Origin of the sequence: Reyranella sp. (assembly GCF_030651995.1) — a bacterium.
Taxonomy (GTDB): domain Bacteria; phylum Pseudomonadota; class Alphaproteobacteria; order Reyranellales; family Reyranellaceae; genus Reyranella.
Genome location: NZ_JAUSBN010000087.1, coordinates 11,565 through 34,857, shown reverse-complemented (window position 1 = coordinate 34,857; position 23,293 = coordinate 11,565). Strand labels below are relative to the sequence as shown.

Here is a 23,293-nt window from a genome sequence, read left to right as displayed (position 1 = left end):
CAACCTGACCGACGCTTTGGAAAGTCGATGATGTGCTCGAGATGGCTGCATTCAGTCGGCCGGCGGGCCATCGCCATGGCCATCGTCGTCGCCGCGCTTGCGCCCGCGCCAGAAGGTCGTGCCGCGGACTATCCCGGCGCCATAGCGGATCTGCGTGTTGCTCGCGGCGCTGGTACGATTGCCGAGGCGTGGCTGGCAGACGCGACCACGCGGTATCGGCACTTCGTGCTCGGCTCCCCGTATGAAGCGGCCAGCCTGATGGTGCGTCTGCGCGACGGCAAACTTCTGCGACTGACGCTGCCAGACGATTCGGTGTTCGAGGATCGGCAGCCCCGCCTTGCCGATCTCGATGGCGACGGGATCGATGAAATTGTGCTCGTTCGCTCCTACCTCAGTCGCGGCGCCGCTCTTGCGGTCATCGCCGTTCGAGGCGAAGCACTGTCGATTGTCGCCGAGACGCCACCGACGGGCTCGCCCAATACGTGGTTGAACCCGGCGGGAATCGCCGATTTCGATGGCGATGGAATGGCGGACATAGCGTACGTGCAGATGCCACATGTGCTCGGTTTGCTGCGGATCTGGACTCTGCGCTCGGGTCGGCTGGCCGAGATCGCGAGCATGCCGGACACATCCAATCATGTGATCGGATCGCCGCAGCTCGGACTTTCAGCGGTCGCGGACTTCGATGGCGACGGTGTCGCCGATCTGGCGGTGCCGACGAAAGACCGGAAGTACCTGCGCTTCCTGTCTTTCAAGGGTGGCGCCCGCGAGCTTGGCCGCAAGCCACTTGAAGCGACAGCACTGTCCGACTTCAAGCTGAGGCACGTGTCGGGCGTGCCCGTTGTCGACGTCGGGCCAGCTGGTGGCAGAGCGGGGCTTGTCGGGCTGCGGTAGAGGGGCAAGACGTTGGACAAGGTCCCGCGGAAGCCAGGACGCGCAGCGCCCTGGCTAAACCCCGAACCGTTCCAGCCGCTCCAGCACCGTCGGGATCTTGTCGTCGGTCACGTTGGCGAAGGCCAGTCGGATGAAGCGTTCCTGACCCGCGCCGAACATGTCGCCGGGGATGGTGAGCAGGTTCTCCTCGTCGGCTATGCGCTTCGAGACCTCGGTGGAGGGTGTGCCGGCGAAAGGATGCTCCACATAGGCGAAATAGGCGCCGATGCTGACGAGGCGCCAGCGGTTGGAGCGTTCTAGTCCCTGGCCCAGCAGGTCGGCCCGCGCCTTGAGGCCGGCGGTATTGTTCCGCGCCCAGGGCAGCAGCTTGCGCAGACCGTAGAGCGCGGCCTCCTGCCCGAGCCGCGGCGGACAGATGGAGACGCAGTCCATTGCCTTCTCGATCTCGGCCATCAGCGCGGCGCCCGCGGTGACGGCGCCGACCCGGTAGCCGGTCAGAGCGAACACCTTCGAGAAGCTGTAGAGGTGCACCAGCGTGCCGCGCCAGTCGGGTCGGCTGAAGAGATCGTGCGGACGCTCGCCTTCGGGCAGGAAATCCTTGTAGGTCTCGTCGAGCAGCAGGGCGATCCCGTGCTTCTTCGCGAGCTCGTAGAAGGCTTGGATGGTTTCCGGCGGATAGACGGCACCCGTTGGATTGTTGGGCGAGATCAGGACGATCGCGCGTGTCCGCGGACCGATCAGCTTCTCTGCATCCTCGGCGTTGGGCACCGCGCCGGAGCCCGGCCGGAAGTCGAGCGACACCGGCTCGACGCCCTGCATGCGCATCCACATGTCGTGATTGAAGTAGTGGGGCCGCGGCAGGATCACCTGGTCGCCCGCCTTGGCGATGCTCATCAGGGCGAGGCAGAAGGCCTGGTTGCATCCTGACGTGATGCCGACTTCGGAGGGCGCGATCGTTGCGCCATAGAAATCGGAGAGATGGCCCGCATAGGTCTCGCGCAGAACCGGCAGGCCGAGGATCGGTGTGTAGCCGTGCATCGTGGGATCGAGCAGCAGCTCGCCCAGATGCTGGCGCAGCTCGAGGGCCGGCGGATAGCCCGGCACGGCCTGGCTGAGGTCGATCAGCGGCCGGTCGGCTGGGAAGCTGCGTCCCAGCACCCAGCGCTTGGTCTCGCCGATGGGCGAGGGGGCAACGGCGGCGAGCCAGGGATTGGCGGTCGGAACGGTATTCATGAGGAGGCGGACGCTTCTTTCAATTCTGGTACCGGGAGGTCCGGCGATGGAGCTCGATCAGGACGCAATCAAAAGAACATTCTCGCATGAATTGCAGGTCCCTTTACCGCTCCGGGCGGCGGAGCATCCAAGTCTCGCTGCAGCCTGTCAAATTCCGCTCGAATCGGGACCCCATGTCAAAATGCATTGCTTGCCCGCCATCTTGTGCATAGCATCGCGTCAAGGCTCCGTCTGAGAGCCAGCGCCCCAAGCGTCAGCGTGGGCTGGGATAAATCTGCCGGTCGAAATCGGCTCTGAGGAGGAAACATGGTCTCGATGAAGGTCAATCGTCGTCGATTCGTCGCCGGCACCGCTGCGGCTTCCGCGGCGCTCGTGGCGGCGCCGTTCGTTCGTAGCGCGAACGCCGCCGGCAAGCTTTCGGTCGGTTTCTGGGATCACTGGGTACCGGGCGCCAACAAGGCGACCGAGGCTCTCGTGAAGGAGTGGGCCGAGAAGAACAAGGTCGAAGTCTCGATGGACTTCATCACCTCGCAGGGCAACAAGCTGCTGCTCACCACCGCCGCCGAATCGCAGGCCAAGTCGGGTCACGACGTGCTCGCCTTCTCGACCTGGCTCCCCGCGCGCTACGCCGACCAGCTCGTTCCGATGAACGACGTCATGGAGCCGCTCATCAAGGAGAACGGCAAGGTCAACGATACCGTCGAATACCTCGGCAAGCTGAACGGCAAGTGGCTCGCCGTGCCGGCCACGGCGGGCAGCCAGATCAAGGGTCCCTGCTCGCGCATCGATCTCCTGAAGAAGCATGCAGGAATCGACATCCAGGCGATGTACCCGGCTGGACAGGCACCCAAGGCGGATGCCTGGAACCTCGACAACTTCGTCAAGGCGGCGGAAGCCTGCCAGAAGGGTGGCAACCCGTTCGGCATCGGCCTCGGCCAGACGTCGGACAGCGTCGACAGCGCCGGCGCGCTGTTCCACGCCTTCGGCGCCCAGCTCGTGAACGCCAAGGGCGACATCGTCGTGAAGAACGACCAGGTCCGCCAGGTGCTCGACTACTACAAGAAGCTGATGCAGTTCCTGCCGCCTGACGTGCCGTCGTGGGACGACGCCTCGAACAACAAGTTCCTGGTGTCGGGCCAGGGCACGCTGATCATGAACCCGCCCAGCGCCTGGGCGGTCGCCAAGCGCGATGCGCCGCAGATCGCCGAGCAGCTCTGGACGCACGGCTTCCCGGTCGGGCCGAAGGGCCGCTACGCGCCGTTCCTGCCGTTCTTCTGGGGCGTCTGGAACTTCAGCAAGAACCAGTCTGCGGCCAAGAGCCTGATCACCCATCTCTCGCAGGCCAGCTCCGCCGAGAAGATGACCAACGCGTCGCAGGGGTACGACATACCATCGTTCGAGAAGCTCACCACCTTCAAGGTGTGGGCGGAAGAGTCGCCGCCCAAGGGCACGCTCTACCACTACCCGAACCCGCACAACCACCAGACGCTCTCGATCGCCGCGGCGCCCGCGCCGCACAAGATCGCGGAGCAGATCTACACCCAGGCGATCCAGACCCAGATGGTCGTGCGCTACGCCAAGGGCGAGGCCATGGACAAGACGCTCGACTGGGCGGCCAAGGAACTCGAGGGCTTCAGCCGCAACTAACGCGAAGCCGCCCGCAGGTCCCTCGAACGGGGGGGATCGGCGGGCGGTTCCGGTATCGGCCCCGGAATCGGTCCGCAGGATCGGTTCGGGAAGGGTGCGCGGGCGGTCCTGCCATGGGTGGGACAGCCCGCCGCTCCCGTCCCGGAAGTGCGGTCCAGATTGTTCTTGTAGCCTGTTTCACCTGGCGTTTCCCGCATGGCCCGAGGGGGTCTGGAGTACCCGATGGCAGACATCGCAGCCCGAAATCCGGCCGGGCATCCGACACAGCAGCGCAGCGGCCTGCACAAGCTCATGCAGCGCAAGTCGACCATCGCCTTCCTGATGGCGTTGCCGCTGATCCTCCTGATCACGATCCTGGTCGCCTATCCGGCGGGTTACGCGGTCTATCTCGCGACGCTCAACAAGGGCATGACCCGCTTCGTCGGTTTTGGAAACTTCGAGTTCCTGTTCGGCCGCGACACGTTCTGGCTGGTCGTCTACCAGTCCTGCCTTTTCGCCATCACGGCGGTGATATTCAAGGCGATCATCGGTTTCGTGGTCGCCCACTTCGTCCACAACATTCCCGCGAAGGGCCAGCGCAAGTGGCGCGGCATGCTGCTGGTGCCATGGGTCATTCCGCCGGCCATGAGCACGCTCGCCTGGCTGTGGCTGTTCGATCCCTCCTACAGCGCCCTCAACTGGCTCTTGGCGATTTTCGGCATCGAAGGCATTCCCTGGACTGGCGAGGCCGGCTGGGCGCGCTTCTCGGTCATCCTGGTCAATGTGTGGATCGGCTCGCCGTTCTTCATGATCATGTACCTCGCGGCGCTGAAGTCCGTGCCCGAGCAGCTCTACGAGGCGGCCTCGATCGACGGCGCCACCTGGTGGCAGCGCATCTGGTACGTGACCCTGCCGATGATGCGCAACATCATCGCGATCACGGCGCTGTTCTCGCTGATCGTGACCTTCGCAAACTTCGACATCGTGCGCGTGCTGACGGCGGGCGGTCCGCTCAACAGCACCCACATCTTCGGGACCTGGGCGTTCCGCGTCGGCATCGAGGGCGGAGACATTCCGCTCGGCGCCGCCGTGTCGCTGTTCATGGTGCCGATCTTGGCCGTCGCCGCGACCTTCATCCTGCGCGACATCACCAAGCGGGGGAGTGAAGTCTGATGGCCAACACTGCAGTCGCAACCGGAGCGTCGACCCGTCCCAACTACGGCAGCATGAGCCGCGACCGGACCTGGGCGCTGCGCTGGTCCTACTTCTTCCTCGTGCTGTTCGCCATCTTCTTCCTGATGCCGCCGATCTACATGCTGATCACCTCGCTGAAGACCAGCGCGGAGATTTCGGCCGCGAAGAACCCTTGGTTCATCAGCAATCCGACGCTGCAGAACTACATCGATCTGCTGTCGCAGAACCAGTTCCTGGTGTTCTTCCGGAACTCCGCGATCGTGTCGATCTGCGTCGTCATCATCACCATGATGATCAGCGTGATCGCCGCCTTCGCGCTCGCCCGCATGAAGTTCTGGGGATCTGCCACGCTGGCGACCGGGGTGTTCCTCACCTACCTGATCCCGGAAACCCTGCTGTTCATCCCGCTGTTCAAGATGTTCGCCTGGGTGAACGAGGTCTTCGGCGTCCAGCTGATGAATCACTGGTGGACGATGATCATCCTCTACCCGACGCTGACGGTGCCGTTCGCCACCTGGATCATGATCGGCTACTTCGCGTCGATCCCGAAGGAGCTGGACGAGGCGGCGCTGATCGACGGCGCGACCTGGATGCAGACCCTGACCAAGATCTTCATCCCGGTGGCCCTGCCGGGGATCATCGCGGCGACGATCTTCACCTTCACCGTGGCCTGGGCGCAGTTCCTCTACCCGCTGGCCTTTACCACCTCGACCAGCGAACTGGTGCTGCCGGTGGGCATCATCACGACGCTGATCAAGGGCGACGTCTTCAACTGGGGGCAGATCATGACGGGCGCGCTGCTCGGCGCGGCGCCGCCCCTCATCATCTACGCCTTCCTCATGGATTACTACATTGCGGGTCTGACCGCGGGCGCGACAAAGGGATAGTCGACACATGGCTCAGGTAACGTTGCGTAAAGTCGTCAAGAAGTACGACGAAGTCCTCGCCGTCCGTGGCATCGACCTCGACATCAACGACAAGGAATTCATCGTCCTGGTCGGCCCGTCGGGCTGCGGCAAGAGCACCACGCTCCGCATGATCGCGGGACTGGAAGAGATCAGCGACGGCGACATCGCGATCGGCGGCCACGTCGTCAACGACGTGCCGCCCAAGGACCGCGACATCGCCATGGTGTTCCAGAACTACGCGCTCTATCCGCACATGAACGTCTACGAGAACATGTCGTTCGGCCTGAAGCTCAAGAAGACGCCGAAGGACGTGATCGATCAGCGGGTCAAGCAGGCGGCGCAGATCCTCGACATCACCGAGCTGCTGGATCGCAAGCCCAAGCAGCTCTCCGGCGGCCAGCGCCAGCGCGTCGCCATGGGGCGCGCCATCGTGCGCGATCCCAAGGTGTTCCTGTTCGACGAACCCCTGTCCAATCTCGACGCCAAGCTGCGCGTGCAGATGCGCACCGAGATCAAGAAGGTGCACCAGAAGGTCCGCACGACGACGGTCTATGTGACCCACGACCAGGTCGAGGCGATGACCCTGGCCGACCGCGTGGTGGTGATGAACGGCGGCCTGATCGAGCAGGTCGGCTCGCCGAACGATCTCTATCACTCCCCGGCGACCAAGTTCGTCGCGGGCTTCATCGGCTCTCCGGCGATGAATTTCATCTCCTGCCAGCTCGAGCAGGCGGCCGGCGCCCTGCGCGTGCGCCTGAACGACACCCTGTCGTTTCCGGTGCCAGCCGACCGCACGGCCCGCTATACGGCCCATGTCGGCAAGCCCAGCCTGATGCTGGGCCTGCGGCCCGAGCACATCACCGAGACCAAGCCGCATACCGAGTCCAACCAGCACGACTTCGACATGCTGATCGACGTCGTCGAGCCGATGGGCATGGAAACGCTGGTCTACTTCACGGTGAACGGCCGGGAGATCTGCGGCCGCGTCAATCCCAACGCGGGAGCCGAGGCCGAACGTTCCATGAAGCTGAGGGCCGACCTCAGCAACATGCACCTGATCGACGACAGCACCGGCAAGGTGCTTTAATCGCCGCTTACCGGCGTTGAGGAGATTGTCATGGGTTCGTTGACGGGCAAGGTCGCCTGGGTGACTGGTGCTGGCTCGGGTATTGGCCAGGCGGCAGCGGTGGCGCTGGCCAAGGATGGTGCGACCGTGGTGCTGACCGGCCGGCGCCGGGCGCCGCTCGAGGAGACCGCGGCGATGATCGCCGAGGCGGGTGGCAAGGCCGAGGTGAAGCCGGCGGACCTGATGAAGGCCTCCGCGGTCGAGAAGACGGTCGCGGCGATCGCCAAGAAGCACCGGCGCATCGACATCCTGGTCAACAATGCCGGCCTCAACATCCAGAAGCGGAGCTGGAAGCAGCTGACGCCGAAGGGTGTCGACGAGGTCGTGCACGGCAACCTGTCGAGCGCCTTCTACTGCACCTCGGCGGTGCTGCCGCTGATGCGCAAGAACAAGGGCGGCGTGCTGATCCATACGTCGTCGGTCGCCGGCAAGGTGCCGAGCCTGCTGTCGGGCCCGGCCTATTCGGCGGCCAAGCACGGTGTCGTGGCGATGAGCCACACGATCAATATGGAAGAGTGTGTCAACGGCATCCGCTCCTGCGTGGTCTGCCCGGGCGAGGTGGCGACGCCGATCCTCGACAAGCGGCCGATTCCGATCACCCCGGCCGAGCGCAAGCGCATGGCGCAGTCGGAGGATGTCGGCGACCTGATCCGCTACATCGCCTGCCTGCCGCCGCACATCGTCATCAACGAGGTGATGATCAACCCGACCTGGAACCGCGGCTACGTCGCGAGCCTGCAGCGCGGCAAGTCCTGACATGGGCAGCGTGACGATCAAGGCGAAGGAGCTGGAATCCTTCGTCGCGGACATCTTTGCCGCCGCGGGATGCTCGAACGAGGAGGGCGGTCGCATCGGCCGCTACCTCGTGAGCGCCAACCTGTCGGGCCATGACAGCCACGGCGTCGTCCGCGTGCCGCGCTACGCTTCGCAGAAGAAGAGCGGCACGGTCGTCGCCGATGTGACCGTCGACGTGCTGGTTGATACGCCGGTGATCGCCGTCGTCGACGGCAAGTACGGTTTCGGCCAGACCGTGACGCCGCAGGCCGTGCAGATCGGCATCGACAAGTGCCTGAAGAACGGCCTTTCGGCCGTGACGCTGCGCAATGCAGGTCATGTCGGCCGGGTCGGCGACTGGGCCGAGATGGCGGCCGAAGCGGGCCTAGTGTCAGTGCATTTGGTGAATGCGTCGGGCAGCGTCCTGGTGGCGCCCTATGGTGGCGTCGAGCGGCGTTTCTCGACGGCGCCCTATTGCGTCGGAGTCCCGCGGCCCGGTGAGGATCCGCTGGTCCTCGACTTCGCCACCTCGATCGTGGCCGAGGGCAAGGTCTTGGTGACGAGCCAGGGCGGCAAGAAGCTGCCCGAGGGAGCGCTGATCGGCCCCGACGGCAAGCCGAGCGCCGATCCGCATCTCCTCTATGGCGACTACACGCCCACGGGCCCGCGCGATCACAGCAAGGGCACCGGCGCCATCCGCGCCTTCGGCGACCACAAGGGCTCCGGCCTCGCCTTCATGTGCGAGATCCTGGGCGGGTCGCTGTCGGGCACGGGGGCGACCGATCCCAAGCGCGGCCGCTTCGCCAACGGCATGCTGTCCTTCTACGTCGATCCCAAGGTGTTCGACGCCGAGGGCTTCTTCCCGACGGACATCGCCAAGTACGTCTCGTTCGTGAAGGGCTCCAGGCCGGCCACTCCCGGCGTCGAGATCCTGGTGCCGGGCGAGCAGGAATCGCGCACCCGCGCCCAGCGCCTCGCCGACGGCGTGCCGCTGCCGGACGACACCTGGGCCGCCATCGTGGAGACGGCGCGCTCGGTCGGCCTCGACGAGCGGCGCATCCAGCAGGCGACGATGTAGGTCGTCAGCGGCCGGCGGCGCGCTGCAGCCGGTACAGCGAACCCGCGACCGGGTCGACCGACACCGGCGTCGCGACGAAGTCGGTGCGCAGCATGCGTTGCAGCGCACCGAGACGGCCGACGTCGGCGACCATGCCGGTCTCGGTCAGCAGCTGCGCCTCGGGAATGTTCCACAGCCGCACGACGATCACTTCGTAGCCAAGCTCCAGGGCGCGGTCGATCTGTCGCCGCAGGGACTCGACATGCCGCTCGGTGCTCCAGTCGGGGTGCCGCAGGACGTCGCCGGTGAAGCCGATCCATTTGAACTTCGGCAGCGCCTGCGGCGCCGGCCCCAGCCCGGCGAGGCCGGGCTCCGCCGTGCCCCAGTGCAGCGAGGCGTAGACCATCGTCCAGTCGAAATCGTGCAGCAGGAAGACGGTGCGTGCCGGGTCGCCCTGCCGCTCCAGCCGCTCGATGGCGCTGCGCCATTTGCTGTCGAGCCCGCGCAGCGGCGCGATGCTCCAGACATTGTAGGCAAACAGCGCCACGGTGACGGCGGCCATGGCGGCGAGGCCGCGCGTGGGCCAGCGGCCTCGCGCGGCCAGCAGCACCAGCGCCCAGGCCGGGGTCACCCAGGCCATGACGTTGATCTGCATCTGCGGGTCCTGCGGCTGGGAGTAGAGGTTGAAGACCTCGCCGGCGAGGAAGGTGACGCCGAACACCGCCAGCAGGGCGCGTGCCGGGCCATCGTCGGCGCGCCGCAGGACCGAGCCCGCGACGGCGGCGATGCCCAGCAGCCAGAAGGTCGTGGCGAAGCGCCAGATGTCCCAGCCGGGTAGCCTGTCGAAGGTCGTGACACCGGTTCCCAGCAGGTAGGCCACGATGCCGTCCCACAGATAGCCGACCTTGGCCCAGGTGAAGCCCGCCCACACCGAGCGCACCGCCTTGCCCGTCCAGATGAGATCGAAGGGGCCGACGGCGCCGGCATGGTCCCGCCAGGCCAGCGCCACGACGGTCGCCGTGGCGACCATGCAGGCGAGGAACAGCGCGATCCAGGCGAGGCGTTGGCGAAGGCGCGGCTCGCACAGCCAGAGCGCGGCCAGCATCGCCGGCAGGGTGGGGAACATCAGCCGCCATTCGAACAGCCAGCCGATCGAGAACAATACCGAGACCGCGGCGACCCGTGCCGCCGACGGCCGCGCGAACCAGACCGCGCCCAGCGCCATCGCCGCGAACATCACCGTGTAGCTCGGCATGATGTCCTCGTTCACGATGGCGAGGAACATCACGTGGCTGGTCGCGAGGTGGAACGCGCCCGTCAGCCAGGCGATGACCCGGTCGCCCGTCAGCGCACGGGCGAGCAGATAGGCCACCCCGGTGCAGAGGCTCGCGCTCACGGCATTCAGGATGGTGAGCTGACGTCGCGGATCGCCGGCGAAGACATCCAGGAGGTCGAGCAGGCGGCAGAGGACGCCGTAGACGGGGTAGAAGAGATAGTTGGAGGGGTAGAGCGGGGCGTTCGCCGGATCGACCACCCAGGGTTTCAGCTCGAGGCTCTTGAAGACGCCATTGCCCGTCAATCCGCCCTGTGCATTGTCGAACCACAGGATGAGGGCGATCAGCGCGGCGCTGCTGCCGACGACGAGCAACGCAAGATCGACGAGCGTGCCGCGCGGCGTGTGGTTGTGCCGCAAGGGATCGGAGGGAGCCAGAAGCGTCATCGGGACGGCCGGCGGCTTAGGCCACGGCGCTTGCGGCAAGGGCGCCGCGCGCGCACCATCGCGTCAGACAACAGGAACGGGCGGATGTCATGTATCGTGTAACTTCCCAATTCAAGGCGACGATACTGGCCCGTTTCGCGGCGGCGCTGCATCAGCTCGACGACTGGAACCGCGAGCCCAACTGGAAGGAGGAGGAGTGCCTCTTCCGCGCCCTGGGCTACATGAAGCGCGGCAATTTCAAGCTCGCCGAGGCGGAACTGAAGGAACTGACCGCCATATTCACGACGCCGCCGGACAAGAAGGCGGTTCCGCCCGACATCGGCCGCGAACGCTACACCAAGGCCCTGATGAAGCGGGGACTGGCCCAGCTGAGGGGGGAGGCGGCCTGACGCCGTTCGAGAGACGCAAGATTGCCCCATGCGGGTGTTTCAGTAGCCCTTGTCCGCGGCATTCTCAACGATGCCGCCAATGAAGTCCTCCGAGGACGCGATCGAGCGTTCCACTTCACGTCGCGGCGGGAGCCGGTCTATTCGCGAACCGGCGGGCCTTCGAGCCGTAGGGCCGCGTCGGCGGCGGGCCTGATGCCCTCGTCGAGCCGCAGGCAGCCGGCGTTGAGTCCGTCTCCGGGCTTCCTGTCGACCGGGGCGATGAACAGGGCGGTGACCTTGATGTCGCCTACCGTGAGACGCGCTTCGCTCAGCCAGCGAGTGGCGCGCAGCGAGGCACCGCCCTTGTCGAGCGGGACCCAGCCGCAGAGTACCGTGCGCTCGCCCGACGGATCGATGCGCACATGGGCGATGTCGTTGCCCTTGAAGCTGCCGGCGGTGCTGTTCACCTGCCATTCGAAGGGAACGGTCCGGTAGAGCTTTGCATCGTCGACCGAAACGTCGATCGTGCCGACATAGTCGGCCTTGGCCAGAGACGGGTCGCGCAGCCAGCCCTGCGAGGCTGCGATCCCGTACAGAACCAGCGCGGCCGCCAGCAGGAGCATCGCCCAGCGCGGAATACCGGTCATCGTCGGCTCAGGAAAGGATCGGGGAGAGGCCGCCGTCGATCACCAGCGTGTGGCCGGTAATGTAGCTGCCGGCATCCGAAGCCAGCAGCAGGAGTGGACCCCGCAGATCCTCTGGCTTGCCCCAACGCGCAACGGCGGTGCGGCTTTCCAGCATCGCGTTGAAATCCTTGTTCTGCTGCAGCGGCACGTTGAGTTCGGTCCGGATATAGCCCGGCGCGATCGCGTTGGCCGTGACGTGCGGCCCGAGTTCAGCCGCCAGGTTCTTGGTGAGCCCGATGAGCCCGTGCTTTGCGGAGACATAGCCCGCGACCGATGCCCGGCCCACGACTCCCAGGACCGAGGATATGTTGACGATCCTTCCGTACTTGCGCGCCAGCATGTGGCGACCGACCTCGCGGGACACGACGAACTGCGAGATCAGGTTGGTTTCGATCACCTTGCGGAAATCCGGCGTCGCGGTGTCGACGATGTTCTCGCGATGAATGATCCCGGCATTGTTCACCAGCGCGTCGATGCGGCGGTGCCGGGAGATGATGGCGCCGACCTTGGCCACGACGTCGGCCTCGTCGGTGATGTCGAGCGGGACCGCATGGGCGTTGCCACCCTTGCGGACGATGGCGCGGGCCGTCTGATCGAGCTCTTTCACCGTGCGGCCGGCGCAGAGCACGGTGGCGCCGGCGCCGGCCAGGGCCAGCGCCATGTCGCGACCCAGCCCGCGCGAGGCGCCGGTGAGCAGCACCACGCGATTCTTCATCGAAAACAGATCGGCCATGTCCCCGCCTGCCATGCGTTTCTTTGCCTTGGGGGCCGATCCTAGCCTATGAAAGGTGCCGCGAGATATCGGGAGAAACGACATGGCGAAATCGAACAAGGTGGCGATCGTGACGGGGTCGGCGACCGGACTGGGCGCCTCCTGCGCCCTCGACCTGGCCGAGCGCGGCTGGAACGTCGCGATCAACTACACCAAGAGCAAGAAAGAGGCGGATGAGACCTACGAGTCGGTGAAGGCCAAGGGCGTCGAGGCGATCCTGGTCCAGGCTGACATGGGCCAGGACGCCGACTGCAAAAGGCTCGCCGACGAGACGATGAAGCAGTGGGGCCGCATCGACGGCCTGGTCAACAATGCCGGCACCACCAAGTTCCAGAACCAGGGTGACCTCGACGGCGTCACGCCGGAGGATTTCGACCGCATCCTGCGGGTGAACGTTACCGGCCCCTACATGATGAGCCGCGCCGTCTATCCGGTGATGAAGAAGCAGTGGGAGACCCAGCAGGATCGCGGCTCGATCGTCAACATCTCCTCGATCGCGGGCGTCATGGGGGTCGGCAGCTCGATCCCCTATGCCTGCTCCAAGGGCGCGCTCAACACCCTGACCCTCACGCTCGCGCGCTGGCTGTCGCCGGCGGTGCGGGTCAACACGGTCTGTCCGGGCTTCATCCAGACGCGCTGGCTGCTGGGCGGCATGGGCGAGGAGAACTACAACAAGATGAAGATGGGGCAGGAGCAGAACACGCCGCTGCGCCAGGCCGGCACGCCCGAGCAGATGGCCGAGGCCGTGATGTTCTTCCTGACCAGCGCCAGCAACATCACCGGCGAGTTCCTGATCGTCGACGCCGGCGTGCATCTGGCGAGCCTTCCGATGAAGGCGCGGTAAACCAGACGCAGCGCTCTATCTTGTCATCGCGGGCGGGGTAACCCCCGCCCTGGAGCGCTAGCGAAGGATCTCACGTCCGCAGGAAAGTCTGCTGGCCGCTATGTGAGGTCCTTCGCCTCGCTCAGGACGACAGCTAAGTCGGAATCTCGTGGCCGCGACCGATGTTGCGGACCACGTCCTTGAGGTGCGGCTTCACTTCGAGGAGGGCCTTCCGGTAGGCGACCAGGCCGCGCAGCATGGCGCCGTCGCGCTTCAGCAGTGTATCGGCGAACTCGACCATGCGGGTGTTGGGCCAGCCATGCTTGCGCAGTTCCAGCAGCTTCAGGAAGGCCTGTTCCTCGGTTCCCGGCGCGAACTGCGTCATCAGGATGGCGGCGGCGGCGGTCGAGCGGGAAATGCCGGCGTGGCAGTGGACCAGCACATGCCCGTCGGGCCGCGCATGGACGCGCTCGCCGAAGGCCAGGACCTTCTCGATGTGGGCCTGCGTGCAGGCCTCGAAGCCGGGATACTCCGCCACCACGTCGTCGAAACGGATCAACTCGTGTTCGATGCTCGCGTAGGTGTCGAGCGCGGGCGGGCGCGGTTCGTGGGTGTCGATGATCGACAGGACGTGGCTTACGCCGACCGCGCAGTGCTGCGGCAGTTCGGGAATGCCGCAGATCGTGACCTTGAAGGGAGGGAGTGACATGGCCCGACCCTACAACAAGCCACGCGCCATGTGCAGCCCGAGGGCCAGCAGCCCGACCAGGAAAACCCGGCGGAACATTTCCGGCGACAGGGCATTGCGCGACTTCTGGCCGAGCCAGACGCCGATCGAGGTCGGCACGATGGCGGCACAGCCACCAATGACGTTGGCGGCGTCGAACGCGCCTTGACGGAACAGCGCCAGGGTGAGGGCGGCCGTGATCACGATGAACAGCAGGCCTAGCGCCTGCACGAGATCGTCCTTCTGGATTTCGAGCGATTGCATGTAAGGCAGGAAGGGGACAGCCGCGATGCCGGTGATGCCCGTCATGAAGCCGGTCGCCACGCCGGCCAGCGGATTGGCCCAGCGCTCGGCATGGCGCGGCACGTGCGGCCGCCAGGCCACCAGCGCCAGCAGGGAATAGGCCACGAGCAGCAGGCCCAGGATCGACGTGGCCTTGGCGGAGCCTAGCTCGCCGAGCGTCGCGGCTACGATCACGAGCGTGACCATAGCCGTCGCCGCCAAGCTCCAGAAGCGCCGGATCTGGCGGCCGAGGCCGGGGCCGTAGCCGGCCTGCCAGACGTTCGTGGCCAGCGTCGGGATGGTCATCATCGCCAGCGCGTCTTCGAGAGGCAGCGCGAGGGTCATAAGGCCGACGGCGATCGGCGGCAGGCCGATGCCGATGGCGCCCTTGGCAACGCCGGCCACCAGGAAGGCGCCGGCGATTACCAGCATCTGGATCTCGGTCATGTCAGCTCAGCACTCCCTTCACCAGCCGGTCGAACGCCTCCCAGAAAAGGGCCCGGATCTCGTCGGTCTCCATCATGATCTCGTGGCGCGCATGGCCGATGGTGAAGTGCTCGCCGTGCTTCAGGCGCGCCACCAGCGGGGCATGGGACCGCGAGTCGATCAGCCGGTCCTCGCCGGCGGTGATGACGAGGAGCGGAATGTCGATGCGCTCGAGATAGCCGGGGGCGTGGACCGCGGCCATCGACCGGACGGCCTGCCGCGACCAGCCGATCGTCGGACCGCCCAGCGTGAGACGCGGATCGGCCGTGAACCAGTCCTCGGTGAAGCGATAGCGGCGCTCGTCATGGGTCACGAAGTTCGACGCGAATTCCCGGGCCAGCAGGACGAAGGGACCGGTCCCGAACAGGTACCGATCCTCGACGGCGGGGACCTCCGGCATGATCATCAGGACCGACCGCAGCATCGCCTCGCGCCGGAGCACGGTCATGGGGGCCACGAACAGGGCGGCGGAGAAGGGACCGCTCCCGTTCTCGGCCATCTCCCGCATCATGATGTGGCTGCCCATCGAATGGCAGAGGGCGAGCACCGGGCGAGGCGCTTCGGGCGAAACGACGGTTTCCAGGAACAGCCGGAGGTCGGCCATGTAGGTCGAGAAAGTGTCGATATGACCCTTGCCGCGATCCGGGAGCGGCCTGTCGGAAAGGCCCTGGCCGCGCCAGTCGACGGCGGCGACCGCAAAGCCGCGCTCCAGCAGTTCACCCACCACCTCGGTGGCGTACTTCTCGATGAATTCGCCGCGCCCCGTCAGGATGACGACGGTGCCGCGGGGGGTGCCCAGGGCATTCCACCACGCGTAACGGAGGCGCGCGCCCGCGCGTTCGAGGAAGCCGAAACGATCTGCCGCGCGATAGGTTGCGCGAAGAGAGGGAGGAACGGCAGCGGGCGCTGCGGCGGAGGCCTGATCGGTCATCGTTTGTGGCGTTTTGACGAAGGACAGGCGACAAGGCCAGCGACAATTGGGCATTTTAGCCATCATCGCTTTGGGTCTCTTTACCGTACCCGGAGCCGCAGGCTATAGAACACGGCGTCGCCTTACCGGCTGCGAAGGGTCGCAGCCGAGGAAATCGGGCGCAAGGAAACCTCGAAGAGGTCCGCCGCACTGCGTGGTAGTCGGCTCGCTGCAAGAGTCGATCCGGGCACGGTCCTTGCGTCGACGATTGTCGTCCGCAGGAGACATGCGACCGCGATCCCGAAGCGAGCGTTCACCATCGGCGGATTTGCCGGAGCGATCGTCCCTCTATGATGCGTCGGGGCTTGGTTCTTTTGATTGTGGTCGCGGCGACCCTGGTCGGCTGGCGTCTGCTGGACAGTCGCGTGACGGCGGCCGACGTAGCGGGGCCCCTTCATGGCGTCACCTATGCCCCGTGGGCCAAGGACCAGGATCCGCTGGCCGGCAAGGCGAGCGGCGTATGGAGCTTCCTGCGCACCGCGGTGAACGACGCGCCCGTGCCTCAGATCAAGCCGCGCAAGGATCAGATCGAGCGCGACTTCGCGATGCTTGGCGGCAAGGTCAACTACGTGCGCACCTATCGCACCACGGATGGGGGCGACTCAATGCCCGCCCTGGCCGCCAAGTACGGCCTCAAGCTGGTACCGGGCGCCTGGATCTACAGCCGCAACGAAGCCAAGCTGCAGTTCGGCCGCGAGGCGAGCGAGGTCAATGCCGAGGAAACCGGCGCACTGATCCGCATGGCCAACCAGAACCCCAGCATCGAGCGCGTGCTGGTCGGCAACGAAAACATCCTCCGCTTCGACGGCGAGAAGAACCTGCGTGATCCGCACGCGATCAGCCCCGCGCAGCTCATCCGCGAGATCCGCAACGTCAAGCGCAACGTGAAGGTACCGGTCAGCACCGCCGAGCCCTGGCACATCTGGGAACGCTATCCCGACCTCGCGCGGGAGGTCGATTACCTCGCCGTCCACATTCTGCCCTACTGGGACGAGCAGTCGAGTTCGACGCCGCTCGAGTATGTAAAGGAGAAGATCGGGCTGCTGCGGAAACTCTACCCGAACAAGAACATCATCGTCACCGAGGTCGGCTGGCCGTCGAACGGCGCCTCGCGCCGCAGCCCTGGTTCAGGCATTGTGAAGCATGCGACGCCGGCCGAGCAGGCCCGGAACGTGCGCGACATGGTGGCGTGGCTGCGCTCGCAGAATATCGACACGTTCGTCGTCGAGGCCGTCGACCAGCCGTGGAAGTCCTACGACCTCGAGGGCAAGGCAGGCGGCTACTGGGGCCTCTGGAACGCCGACCGGCAGCAGAAATTCGCCTGGACCGGTTCGATCGAGACCTTCCCGCAGTGGCTCTCCTGCGCAGCCTGGTCGCTGGCGGCATCGCTGCCGCTGATGCTGCTCTTCCTGTGGCGATGGCCGCGCCTCGGCATGGCGGGGCAGGTCGGCTTCTGCGCCCTCGTGGCGCTGTCGGCGAGTGCCGTGGCCTATGGTGCCTTCGTTGCCGCCGGCACCTACATGGTCGCCTCCGAGATGGTGGGCTGGGGCGTGCTGGCCTTCTTCCTGGTGGCCAGCCTCGGCATGGCGCTGGTGCAGGCCCTGGAGATGGCCGAGACGATCTGGCGTGGCCGCTGGACGCGCGAGGCGCTGCCCGCCGCCGAGATGATCGCCCGCCAGCCGGCTGACCGCGACTGGCCGAAAGTCTCGCTGCATCTCGCGATCTGCAACGAGCCGCCGTCGATGGTCATGCAGACGCTCGATTCGCTGGCCGGGCTCGACTACCCGAATTTCGAAGTCATCGTCATCGACAACAACACCAAGGATCCCGCGGTGTGGCGCCCGGTGCAGGATTACTGCGCCCAGCTCGGCGAGCGCTTCAAGTTCTTCCATTTCGACGTCATGAAGGGCTTCAAGGCCGGCGCGCTCAACTTCGTGCTCAGCCAGACCGCGCCCGACGCCAAGGTGATCGGCGTCATAGACAGCGACTACATGGTGCGGCCGAACTGGTTGAAGGCGCTGGTGCCATATTTTGACGACGCCAAGATAGGCTACGTTCAGGCGCCGCAGGACCACCGCGACTGGCGTGGCGACCGGTTCAAGGAGATGCTGAACTGGGAGTATGCCGGCTTCTTCGACATCGGCATGTGCCTGCGCAACGAGTACGACGCCATCATCCAGCACGGCACGATGACCCTGGTGCGCCGATCCTGCATGGAGGAGATGGGGGGCTGGGCGACCTGGTGCATCACCGAGGACACCGAGCTCGGCCTGCGCCTGATGGAGAACGGCTATGGCGCCATGTACAGCCGCGAGCGCTTCGGCCACGGCCTGACCCCGGATCATTTCTCGGGCTACAAGAAGCAGCGCTTCCGCTGGGCCTACGGCGCCATGCAGATCATGAAGGCGCATGCCGGCAAGATGTTCTTCGGCGATACCAAGCTGACCTTCTGGCAGAAATACCATTTCGTTGCCGGGTGGATGCCCTGGTTCGCCGATGCGCTGAACCTGATCTTCACCTGGGCGGGGCTGGCCTGGGTGCTGGCGGTCGTGGTGCCGCCGATGTTCGGCATGAAGCCGGTCGGCCTGCCGCCGGCCGAGTTCATCGCCCCGACCATCGGCATCTTCGTCTTCAAGCTGCTCTATTCGTTCGGCCTGTATTTCGACCGCGTGCGCTGCACCTTCCGCCAGAGCATCGGCGCCTCCCTGGCAGGGCTGGCGCTGACCTACACGGTGGGCCGGGCGGTGATCTACGGGCTGGCGACCAGCCGCCTGCCGTTCATGCGCACGCCCAAGATGGACGAGAGGGCTACCTTGGGCATGGCGCTCGGCATGGCGCGCGGCGAGGCGATCCTGGCCGTGCTGCTGTGGATCGCGGCAGCGGTTTTGTGGTTCGGCAACGGTGTCGTCGACCCCGAGGCCCGCCTGTGGTCGCTCTTCATGATCGTACAGTCGCTGCCCTACGTGGCCGCCGTGTACGTCTCCATGGTCAACGCCGTGGAGCAGATGCGGCATGCCGAGCCGGTGTTCGAGGCGCCGGCTCCGGCGCCTGCGACGGACCCGGCCATGCAACCCGCGCAATAGGGAGCGGCTGCTTTTTCCTGTCGACTTGGAAAGGCGTCTGTTAGCGTTCCGCCATGCCCCCGATCGAGAATCGTGACGACCTCGGCTCGCGTGCCGGCACTGCCCTTTTCCTGAAACGCTGGCTGCGCCGGCCGTTTGCGGTGGGGGCGGTCGTGCCGAGCGGCCGGCTGCTGGCCGAGGCCATGGCGCGGACGACCTTCACGGAGATGAAGGGCCGCGAGGGCCACGTGATCGAGCTGGGCGCGGGGACGGGCGAGGTCACCAAGGCGCTCCTGGCGGCAGGCATTCCCGCCGACCGGCTTGCGCTGGTCGAGCGCGATCCCGAACTCGCTTCGTTCCTGCGGCGGCACTTCTCCGGCCCCCGGATCGTCGAGGGCGATGCCGCCCGACTGACCAGGATCCTTTCGGAGCAGGGGATCGGCTCGGTGTCGGCGGTGGTGTCGAGCCTGCCGCTGCTGTCGCTTCCCGCAGACGTCGTGCGCGGTATCGTGGAGGGCGTGTTCGACGCCCTGCCGCGCGGCGGGGCGCTGGTTCAGTTCACTTACGGTCCAGCGCAGCCGGTGCCGCGCAGCCTTTCCCAGGCGCTGCGGCTCGTCGGCACGCGGGGGCCGCGCATCTGGCGGAACATGCCCCCCGCCGTCGTCTGGACATTCCGGAGACCCCCCGGCCCGTGAACCCGATTCGCTTGGATGAGGCCCTGCGCGCCCGGGTCACGGAGCATCTTGGGCGCTTCGACCTGCGCCGTCGCGTCGATGCCGGCGGTCTCAAGCGAGCCGCCGTGGCGATCGTCATCGCCGAAGGCGACGAGCCCGGCGAGGCTGCCTTCCTGCTGACCAAGCGTACCCCGAGACTGCGGGCCCACGGCGGCCAGTGGGCCCTGCCGGGCGGGCGGGTCGATCCCGGCGAGACGATCGAGCAGACCGCTCTGCGCGAACTGCACGAGGAATTGGGCGTGCTGGCTTCCACCGACGATATCCTGGGCACACTCGATGACTATCCGACCCGGTCGGGCTACCTGATCGCGCCGGTGGTGGTCTGGGCGCCGGGCGTGACGCTGATGCCCAACCCTTCAGAAGTGGCAGGCGCCTACCGCATCGGCTGCGGGGAGCTCTTCCGCGACGGTTCGCCGGAGATTGTGGCGATCGAGGAATCAGACCGTCCGATCATCCGCCTGCCTTTGCCGGTGGCGACGGTGAACGCGCCGACGGCGGCGGTGCTGTTCCAGTTCCGCGAAGTGGCGCTGGCCGGCCGCGACACGCGGGTCGACCACTACGAACAGCCGGTCTTCGCCTGGCGTTAGGCCGCGGGGCGGCGCTTCAGGAAGACCGTCGTCTCCTGTTCCATGACCTGTTCGCCGCGCTGGTTGATCGTGACCTGGCGCAGCCGGGCAATGCCGCGGTCGGGCCTGGAGGCCGAGGGCCGCAGCTGGACGATGTCGGACACCACGCGCAACGTATCGCCTGGCCGGACGGGACGGGGAAACTGGACCTCGCCGATCCCGGGAGAGCCCAGGCTGCAGGCGCGGAAGATGCCGAGATCGAGCCACAGGCGCAGCGTCGCCGCCATCGTGTGGAGCCCGGAGGCGATCAGGCCACCGAAGGTCCACTTCGAGGCGAAGTCGGGATCGGTGTGAAAGGGCTGTGGATCCCACTGGCGGGCGAAGTCGATGATGGCGGCCTCGGTGATCGTCATGCCGCCGCTCATGAAGCGGTCGCCGACCTTGAAATCCTCGAAGAAGCGATCGGTCAAAGGACCAGCTCCATGTAGACGGTGCCGGGCACCGGACTGGGGTAGTAGGGCGCGATCTCGGTGAAGCCCATCGTCCGATAGAGCTTGATCGCCGCCTCCATTTGGGGGCCGATTGTGTCCAGCCTGAGACGTCGATGACCGCAGGCGCGCGCCGCCTCGACGATGCGAAAGGCGAGCTCCCGCCCGATCGAAACGCCGGCCTCGGTGCGCTCCCGGCGAAAGCCCGGCCTGACATAGAGCCGCTTCATCTCGCCGATGCCCGTCTCCAGTTGCCGAAGCGCCACGGTGCCGGCCGGGTCGCCGTCGACCCGCGCGAGCAACAGGGCCCCGCCGGGTGGGCCATACTTTGCGCGGAGGTCGCCGAGTTCCGCCTCGAAGTCCTGATATTCGAGGGAGAAGCCGAGCGATCCAGCATATTCCCGGACCAGTTCGGCGATGGCGTCGAAATCCGACGGTTCGCGGGGCGGAGCGATATGGATCGTGCGTGTCATGCGGTCATTTTCCGGGGCATGTGCTACCCTGTCACCCGAAACGAACTGGGAGGTTCCAGAAATGAATCCGACGCGTCGCCATGTCATGGCGCTCGCTGGCGCGGCCGGCGCAACGCTTGCCGCACCGGCCACCGCGCAATCCGCGTGGCCCAACAAGCCCGTGCGCTTCGTCGTGCCGTTCCCGCCCGGCCAGGCCGCCGATATTTTCGCGCGCCTGATGGCCGAAAAGCTGTCCGAGAAGTGGAAGCAGCAGGTCATCGTCGAGAACAAGGCCGGCGGCAGCGGTATCCCGGCCACCGAGTACGGCAAGATGGCAGCGCCGGACGGCTACACGCTGATGGTCGTGTCGAGCGGCACGTTCGGCGTCAATCCCAGCCTGTACCCCGATCTGCCCTACAAGCCGCTGACCGACTTCCTGCCGATCTCCAACATCTTCCTGGTGCCGCTGGTCATCGTGGCGCATCCGAGCCTGCCGGTGAACACGCTGGCGGAGCTGATCGCGCTCGCCAAGAAGGAGCCGGGCAAGCTTTCCTACGCCTCGGCGGGTCCCGGCACCTCGCAGCATCTCAGCATGGAGCTGTTCAAGCTGAAGGCAGGGGTCGACATCGTGCACATTCCCTACAAGGGCAGCGGGCCGGCGATGGCCGACCTGCTCGGGGGGCACGTCAAGCTGATGATGGACAGCACCGCGTCAGCGCTGAATCACATCAAGGACGGTCGCATCAAGGCGCTCGCCGTCACGACGTCGCGTCCCGCGCCGCCGCCGCTCGACAAGATCCCGCTGATCGCCGCGACGATCCCGGGCTTCAACGCGGCCGGCTGGTCTGGCCTCGCGGCGCCGGCGCGCACGCCACTGGAAATCGTGGCGAAGGTCAGCCGGGACATGCAGGCGCTGCTGAACGACGATGCCGTAATCAAGCTGATCGAGCAGCGCGCCGCCCTGCCGGCACCGGGCACGCCCATCCAGTTCGCCGAGTTCATCAAGAACGAGATCGACACCTGGGGCGCGGTGGTGAAGGCGACCGGCACCAAGCCGGGGAGCTAAAGTCCCGCGGCTCGCAAGCCGTAGATCAGGCCGACGACCAGCAGGCCGACGAAGATCGTCTCGGTGATCAGCAGCATCACCGGGGCCATGCCGATGCGCACCAGCGCCAGAAGCGACGTCTTCATGCCCAGCGCCGCGATGGCGGTGATGATGAGGAAGGCGGAGATCTGGCCGACGGCGTCCCGCACGGCAGCGGGAATGACGCCGAGCGAGTTCAGCGCGGCGAGCGCCAGGAAGCCGAACAGGAAGACCGGCGGCGCCGGTCGCGCCGAACTCTGCGGGCCGCCGCTCTTCGCCACCCACCAGGCGATGCCGGCGATCGCGGGCAGCAGGGCCGCCACCCTCAGCAGCTTGGTAACGACCGCGTCGCTCAGCACCTGCTGGCCCATCGTCTGGCCGGCGCCCGCGACCTGCGCCACGTCGTGGATTGCGCCGCCCAGGAACACGCCCATCTCGAACAGCGAGAAGCCCAGGACCTCGCGCAGGGTGGGGTAGATCACCATCACCACCGTGCTGAGGAAGTTGACGCCCATCACGGTGAAGGCGAGGTCGCGGTCCGAATTCTCGTGCTTCGGCAGCACGGCCGACGCGGCCAATGCGGCCGCCGCGCCGCAGACACCAGTGGCGCAGCCGGTCAGCAGGCCGAAATTCCGGCTGAGGCCGAACAGGCGCGCCGCCCAGGCGCCGAACACGATGGTGCATCCGACCGCAGCGACGGCCACGACGATCGGCAGCGCGCCACCCTCGACGAGATTGCCGAGGGTGAGACGCGCGCCCAGCAGGGCGACGCCGCTTCGCAGGAGCGTGCGGCCGGCGAATTCGAGGCCGGGCTTCAGCACGGGCCTGGCCGACAGCGGCTGCAGCGCCATGCCGATGACCAGAGTCAGGATCAGCGGCGGCACCCAGACCGCGCCGAAACGCAGCAGACTCCTCGTGTCGGCGTAGTAGGCCACGGCCGCGATGACGGCGCACAGGGCGATGCCCGGTGCCGAGCGGCGGAGATTGTCGGGAGCCCAGAGCTTGGCGAGGTCGGCAGCAACGGCGCTGTTACGCATCCAGCACGGCGACGAGCTGGCCTTCGCCGATGGCCTCGCCTTCGCTGACCTTGAGTTCCTTGATGATGCCCGCCTTGGGCGACAGGACGGGGATTTCCATCTTCATCGATTCGAGGATCATGATCTCGCCCTCAGCCTCGATCCGATCCCCTGCCTTGACCTGGATCTTCCACACATTGCCGGCGATTTCGGACTTCACGTTGACGACGGCCATGCCCCAGGTA

At 66.3% G+C, this 23,293-nt stretch carries 24 protein-coding genes; 13 read left to right on the top strand and 11 right to left on the bottom strand.

The window, feature by feature from the left end:
* The first annotated feature begins 75 nt into the window (after nucleotides 1–75).
* Nucleotides 76–894 carry a VCBS repeat-containing protein gene (locus tag Q7V45_RS26245; protein WP_304857388.1) on the top strand — a complete coding sequence of 273 codons (819 nt, stop codon included), beginning with the start codon at nucleotides 76–78 and terminating at the stop codon, nucleotides 892–894.
* Nucleotides 895–948: 54 nt separating this feature from the next.
* Here Q7V45_RS26245 and Q7V45_RS26240 read toward each other — a convergent pair whose 3' ends face one another.
* Nucleotides 949–2,127 (bottom strand): aminotransferase, encoded by a 1,179-nt coding sequence (locus tag Q7V45_RS26240; RefSeq protein WP_304857386.1) that lies wholly within the window; start codon nucleotides 2,125–2,127, stop codon nucleotides 949–951.
* A 306-nt stretch (nucleotides 2,128–2,433) separates the two neighbouring features.
* Between Q7V45_RS26240 and Q7V45_RS26235 the strand changes: the two genes are divergently transcribed.
* The 6 genes from Q7V45_RS26235 (at nucleotide 2,434) to Q7V45_RS26210 (ending at nucleotide 8,833) form a co-directional block, all read left to right on the top strand.
* A complete protein-coding gene (locus Q7V45_RS26235; RefSeq protein ID WP_304857384.1) occupies nucleotides 2,434–3,774 on the top strand; it encodes an ABC transporter substrate-binding protein in 1,341 nt (446 codons plus the stop codon).
* Between the two features lie 222 nt (nucleotides 3,775–3,996).
* Nucleotides 3,997–4,926 (top strand): carbohydrate ABC transporter permease, encoded by a 930-nt coding sequence (locus Q7V45_RS26230; RefSeq protein WP_370692662.1) that lies wholly within the window; start codon nucleotides 3,997–3,999, stop codon nucleotides 4,924–4,926.
* The gene (locus Q7V45_RS26225) at nucleotides 4,926–5,834 is read left to right on the top strand and encodes a carbohydrate ABC transporter permease (RefSeq protein ID WP_304857382.1); all 909 of its coding nucleotides are present in this window, start codon (nucleotides 4,926–4,928) and stop codon (nucleotides 5,832–5,834) included. Before Q7V45_RS26230 ends, Q7V45_RS26225 begins: the two co-directional genes overlap by 1 nt.
* A gap of 7 nt (nucleotides 5,835–5,841) precedes the next feature.
* Nucleotides 5,842–6,942, top strand: a complete 1,101-nt coding sequence (locus Q7V45_RS26220) for an ABC transporter ATP-binding protein (RefSeq protein WP_304857380.1) — start codon at nucleotides 5,842–5,844, stop codon at nucleotides 6,940–6,942.
* A 30-nt stretch (nucleotides 6,943–6,972) separates the two neighbouring features.
* Nucleotides 6,973–7,737: an SDR family oxidoreductase gene (locus Q7V45_RS26215; RefSeq protein ID WP_304857378.1), complete on the top strand. Its 765-nt coding sequence runs from the start codon at nucleotides 6,973–6,975 to the stop codon at nucleotides 7,735–7,737.
* Between the two features lies 1 nt (nucleotide 7,738).
* The gene (locus tag Q7V45_RS26210) at nucleotides 7,739–8,833 is read left to right on the top strand and encodes a malate/lactate/ureidoglycolate dehydrogenase (protein ID WP_304857376.1); all 1,095 of its coding nucleotides are present in this window, start codon (nucleotides 7,739–7,741) and stop codon (nucleotides 8,831–8,833) included.
* A gap of 4 nt (nucleotides 8,834–8,837) precedes the next feature.
* On the opposite strand, the gene Q7V45_RS26205 is transcribed toward Q7V45_RS26210, so the two are convergent.
* Nucleotides 8,838–10,532, bottom strand: coding sequence for a hypothetical protein (locus tag Q7V45_RS26205; protein WP_304857374.1), 1,695 nt, complete (start codon nucleotides 10,530–10,532; stop codon nucleotides 8,838–8,840).
* Between the two features lie 89 nt (nucleotides 10,533–10,621).
* Here Q7V45_RS26205 and Q7V45_RS26200 point away from each other — a divergent pair, with 89 nt between their 5' ends.
* The gene (locus Q7V45_RS26200; RefSeq protein ID WP_304857372.1) at nucleotides 10,622–10,921 is read left to right on the top strand and encodes a hypothetical protein; all 300 of its coding nucleotides are present in this window, start codon (nucleotides 10,622–10,624) and stop codon (nucleotides 10,919–10,921) included.
* Nucleotides 10,922–11,058: 137 nt separating this feature from the next.
* Here Q7V45_RS26200 and Q7V45_RS26195 read toward each other — a convergent pair whose 3' ends face one another.
* Nucleotides 11,059–11,547 carry a hypothetical protein gene (locus tag Q7V45_RS26195; protein WP_304857370.1) on the bottom strand — a complete coding sequence of 163 codons (489 nt, stop codon included), beginning with the start codon at nucleotides 11,545–11,547 and terminating at the stop codon, nucleotides 11,059–11,061.
* Nucleotides 11,548–11,554: 7 nt separating this feature from the next.
* Nucleotides 11,555–12,319, bottom strand: coding sequence for an SDR family NAD(P)-dependent oxidoreductase (locus Q7V45_RS26190; protein WP_304857368.1), 765 nt, complete (start codon nucleotides 12,317–12,319; stop codon nucleotides 11,555–11,557).
* Nucleotides 12,320–12,401: 82 nt separating this feature from the next.
* Between Q7V45_RS26190 and Q7V45_RS26185 the strand changes: the two genes are divergently transcribed.
* On the top strand, nucleotides 12,402–13,202 hold the full coding sequence (locus Q7V45_RS26185) for an SDR family NAD(P)-dependent oxidoreductase (protein ID WP_304857366.1): 801 nt from the start codon (nucleotides 12,402–12,404) through the stop codon (nucleotides 13,200–13,202).
* Between the two features lie 133 nt (nucleotides 13,203–13,335).
* Here Q7V45_RS26185 and Q7V45_RS26180 read toward each other — a convergent pair whose 3' ends face one another.
* The 3 genes from Q7V45_RS26180 to Q7V45_RS26170 are packed head-to-tail and all read right to left on the bottom strand — an operon-like array spanning nucleotide 13,336 to nucleotide 15,607.
* Nucleotides 13,336–13,890: a tyrosine phosphatase family protein gene (locus Q7V45_RS26180; RefSeq protein WP_304857365.1), complete on the bottom strand. Its 555-nt coding sequence runs from the start codon at nucleotides 13,888–13,890 to the stop codon at nucleotides 13,336–13,338.
* Between the two features lie 9 nt (nucleotides 13,891–13,899).
* Nucleotides 13,900–14,637: a sulfite exporter TauE/SafE family protein gene (locus Q7V45_RS26175; protein ID WP_304857362.1), complete on the bottom strand. Its 738-nt coding sequence runs from the start codon at nucleotides 14,635–14,637 to the stop codon at nucleotides 13,900–13,902.
* Nucleotide 14,638: 1 nt separating this feature from the next.
* Nucleotides 14,639–15,607: an alpha/beta fold hydrolase gene (locus tag Q7V45_RS26170; protein ID WP_304857360.1), complete on the bottom strand. Its 969-nt coding sequence runs from the start codon at nucleotides 15,605–15,607 to the stop codon at nucleotides 14,639–14,641.
* 344 nt (nucleotides 15,608–15,951) lie between these two features.
* Between Q7V45_RS26170 and Q7V45_RS26165 the strand changes: the two genes are divergently transcribed.
* The 3 genes from Q7V45_RS26165 to Q7V45_RS26155 are packed head-to-tail and all read left to right on the top strand — an operon-like array spanning nucleotide 15,952 to nucleotide 20,029.
* Nucleotides 15,952–18,729 carry a glycosyltransferase gene (locus Q7V45_RS26165; protein ID WP_304857358.1) on the top strand — a complete coding sequence of 926 codons (2,778 nt, stop codon included), beginning with the start codon at nucleotides 15,952–15,954 and terminating at the stop codon, nucleotides 18,727–18,729.
* A 53-nt stretch (nucleotides 18,730–18,782) separates the two neighbouring features.
* Complete coding sequence (locus tag Q7V45_RS26160; RefSeq protein ID WP_304857356.1) at nucleotides 18,783–19,403, top strand: class I SAM-dependent methyltransferase; 621 nt, start codon at nucleotides 18,783–18,785, stop codon at nucleotides 19,401–19,403.
* Nucleotides 19,400–20,029, top strand: a complete 630-nt coding sequence (locus tag Q7V45_RS26155) for a CoA pyrophosphatase (protein WP_304857354.1) — start codon at nucleotides 19,400–19,402, stop codon at nucleotides 20,027–20,029. The genes Q7V45_RS26160 and Q7V45_RS26155 overlap by 4 nt, the downstream gene beginning before the upstream one ends.
* On the opposite strand, the gene Q7V45_RS26150 is transcribed toward Q7V45_RS26155, so the two are convergent.
* Entirely contained in the window at nucleotides 20,026–20,478 is a 453-nt protein-coding gene (locus Q7V45_RS26150; protein ID WP_304857352.1) for a MaoC family dehydratase, read from the bottom strand. The two genes, Q7V45_RS26155 and Q7V45_RS26150, sit on opposite strands and share 4 nt — an antisense overlap.
* Nucleotides 20,475–20,969 carry a GNAT family N-acetyltransferase gene (locus Q7V45_RS26145; protein WP_304857350.1) on the bottom strand — a complete coding sequence of 165 codons (495 nt, stop codon included), beginning with the start codon at nucleotides 20,967–20,969 and terminating at the stop codon, nucleotides 20,475–20,477. The genes Q7V45_RS26150 and Q7V45_RS26145 overlap by 4 nt, the downstream gene beginning before the upstream one ends.
* A 61-nt stretch (nucleotides 20,970–21,030) precedes the next feature.
* Between Q7V45_RS26145 and Q7V45_RS26140 the strand changes: the two genes are divergently transcribed.
* The gene (locus tag Q7V45_RS26140; RefSeq protein WP_304857348.1) at nucleotides 21,031–22,014 is read left to right on the top strand and encodes a tripartite tricarboxylate transporter substrate binding protein; all 984 of its coding nucleotides are present in this window, start codon (nucleotides 21,031–21,033) and stop codon (nucleotides 22,012–22,014) included.
* On the opposite strand, the gene Q7V45_RS26135 is transcribed toward Q7V45_RS26140, so the two are convergent.
* Nucleotides 22,011–23,069 (bottom strand): YeiH family protein, encoded by a 1,059-nt coding sequence (locus tag Q7V45_RS26135; protein WP_304857346.1) that lies wholly within the window; start codon nucleotides 23,067–23,069, stop codon nucleotides 22,011–22,013. The two genes, Q7V45_RS26140 and Q7V45_RS26135, sit on opposite strands and share 4 nt — an antisense overlap.
* Complete coding sequence (locus Q7V45_RS26130) at nucleotides 23,062–23,283, bottom strand: biotin/lipoyl-binding carrier protein (protein ID WP_304857344.1); 222 nt, start codon at nucleotides 23,281–23,283, stop codon at nucleotides 23,062–23,064. The genes Q7V45_RS26135 and Q7V45_RS26130 overlap by 8 nt, the downstream gene beginning before the upstream one ends.
* Between the last annotated feature and the right edge of the window lie 10 nt (nucleotides 23,284–23,293).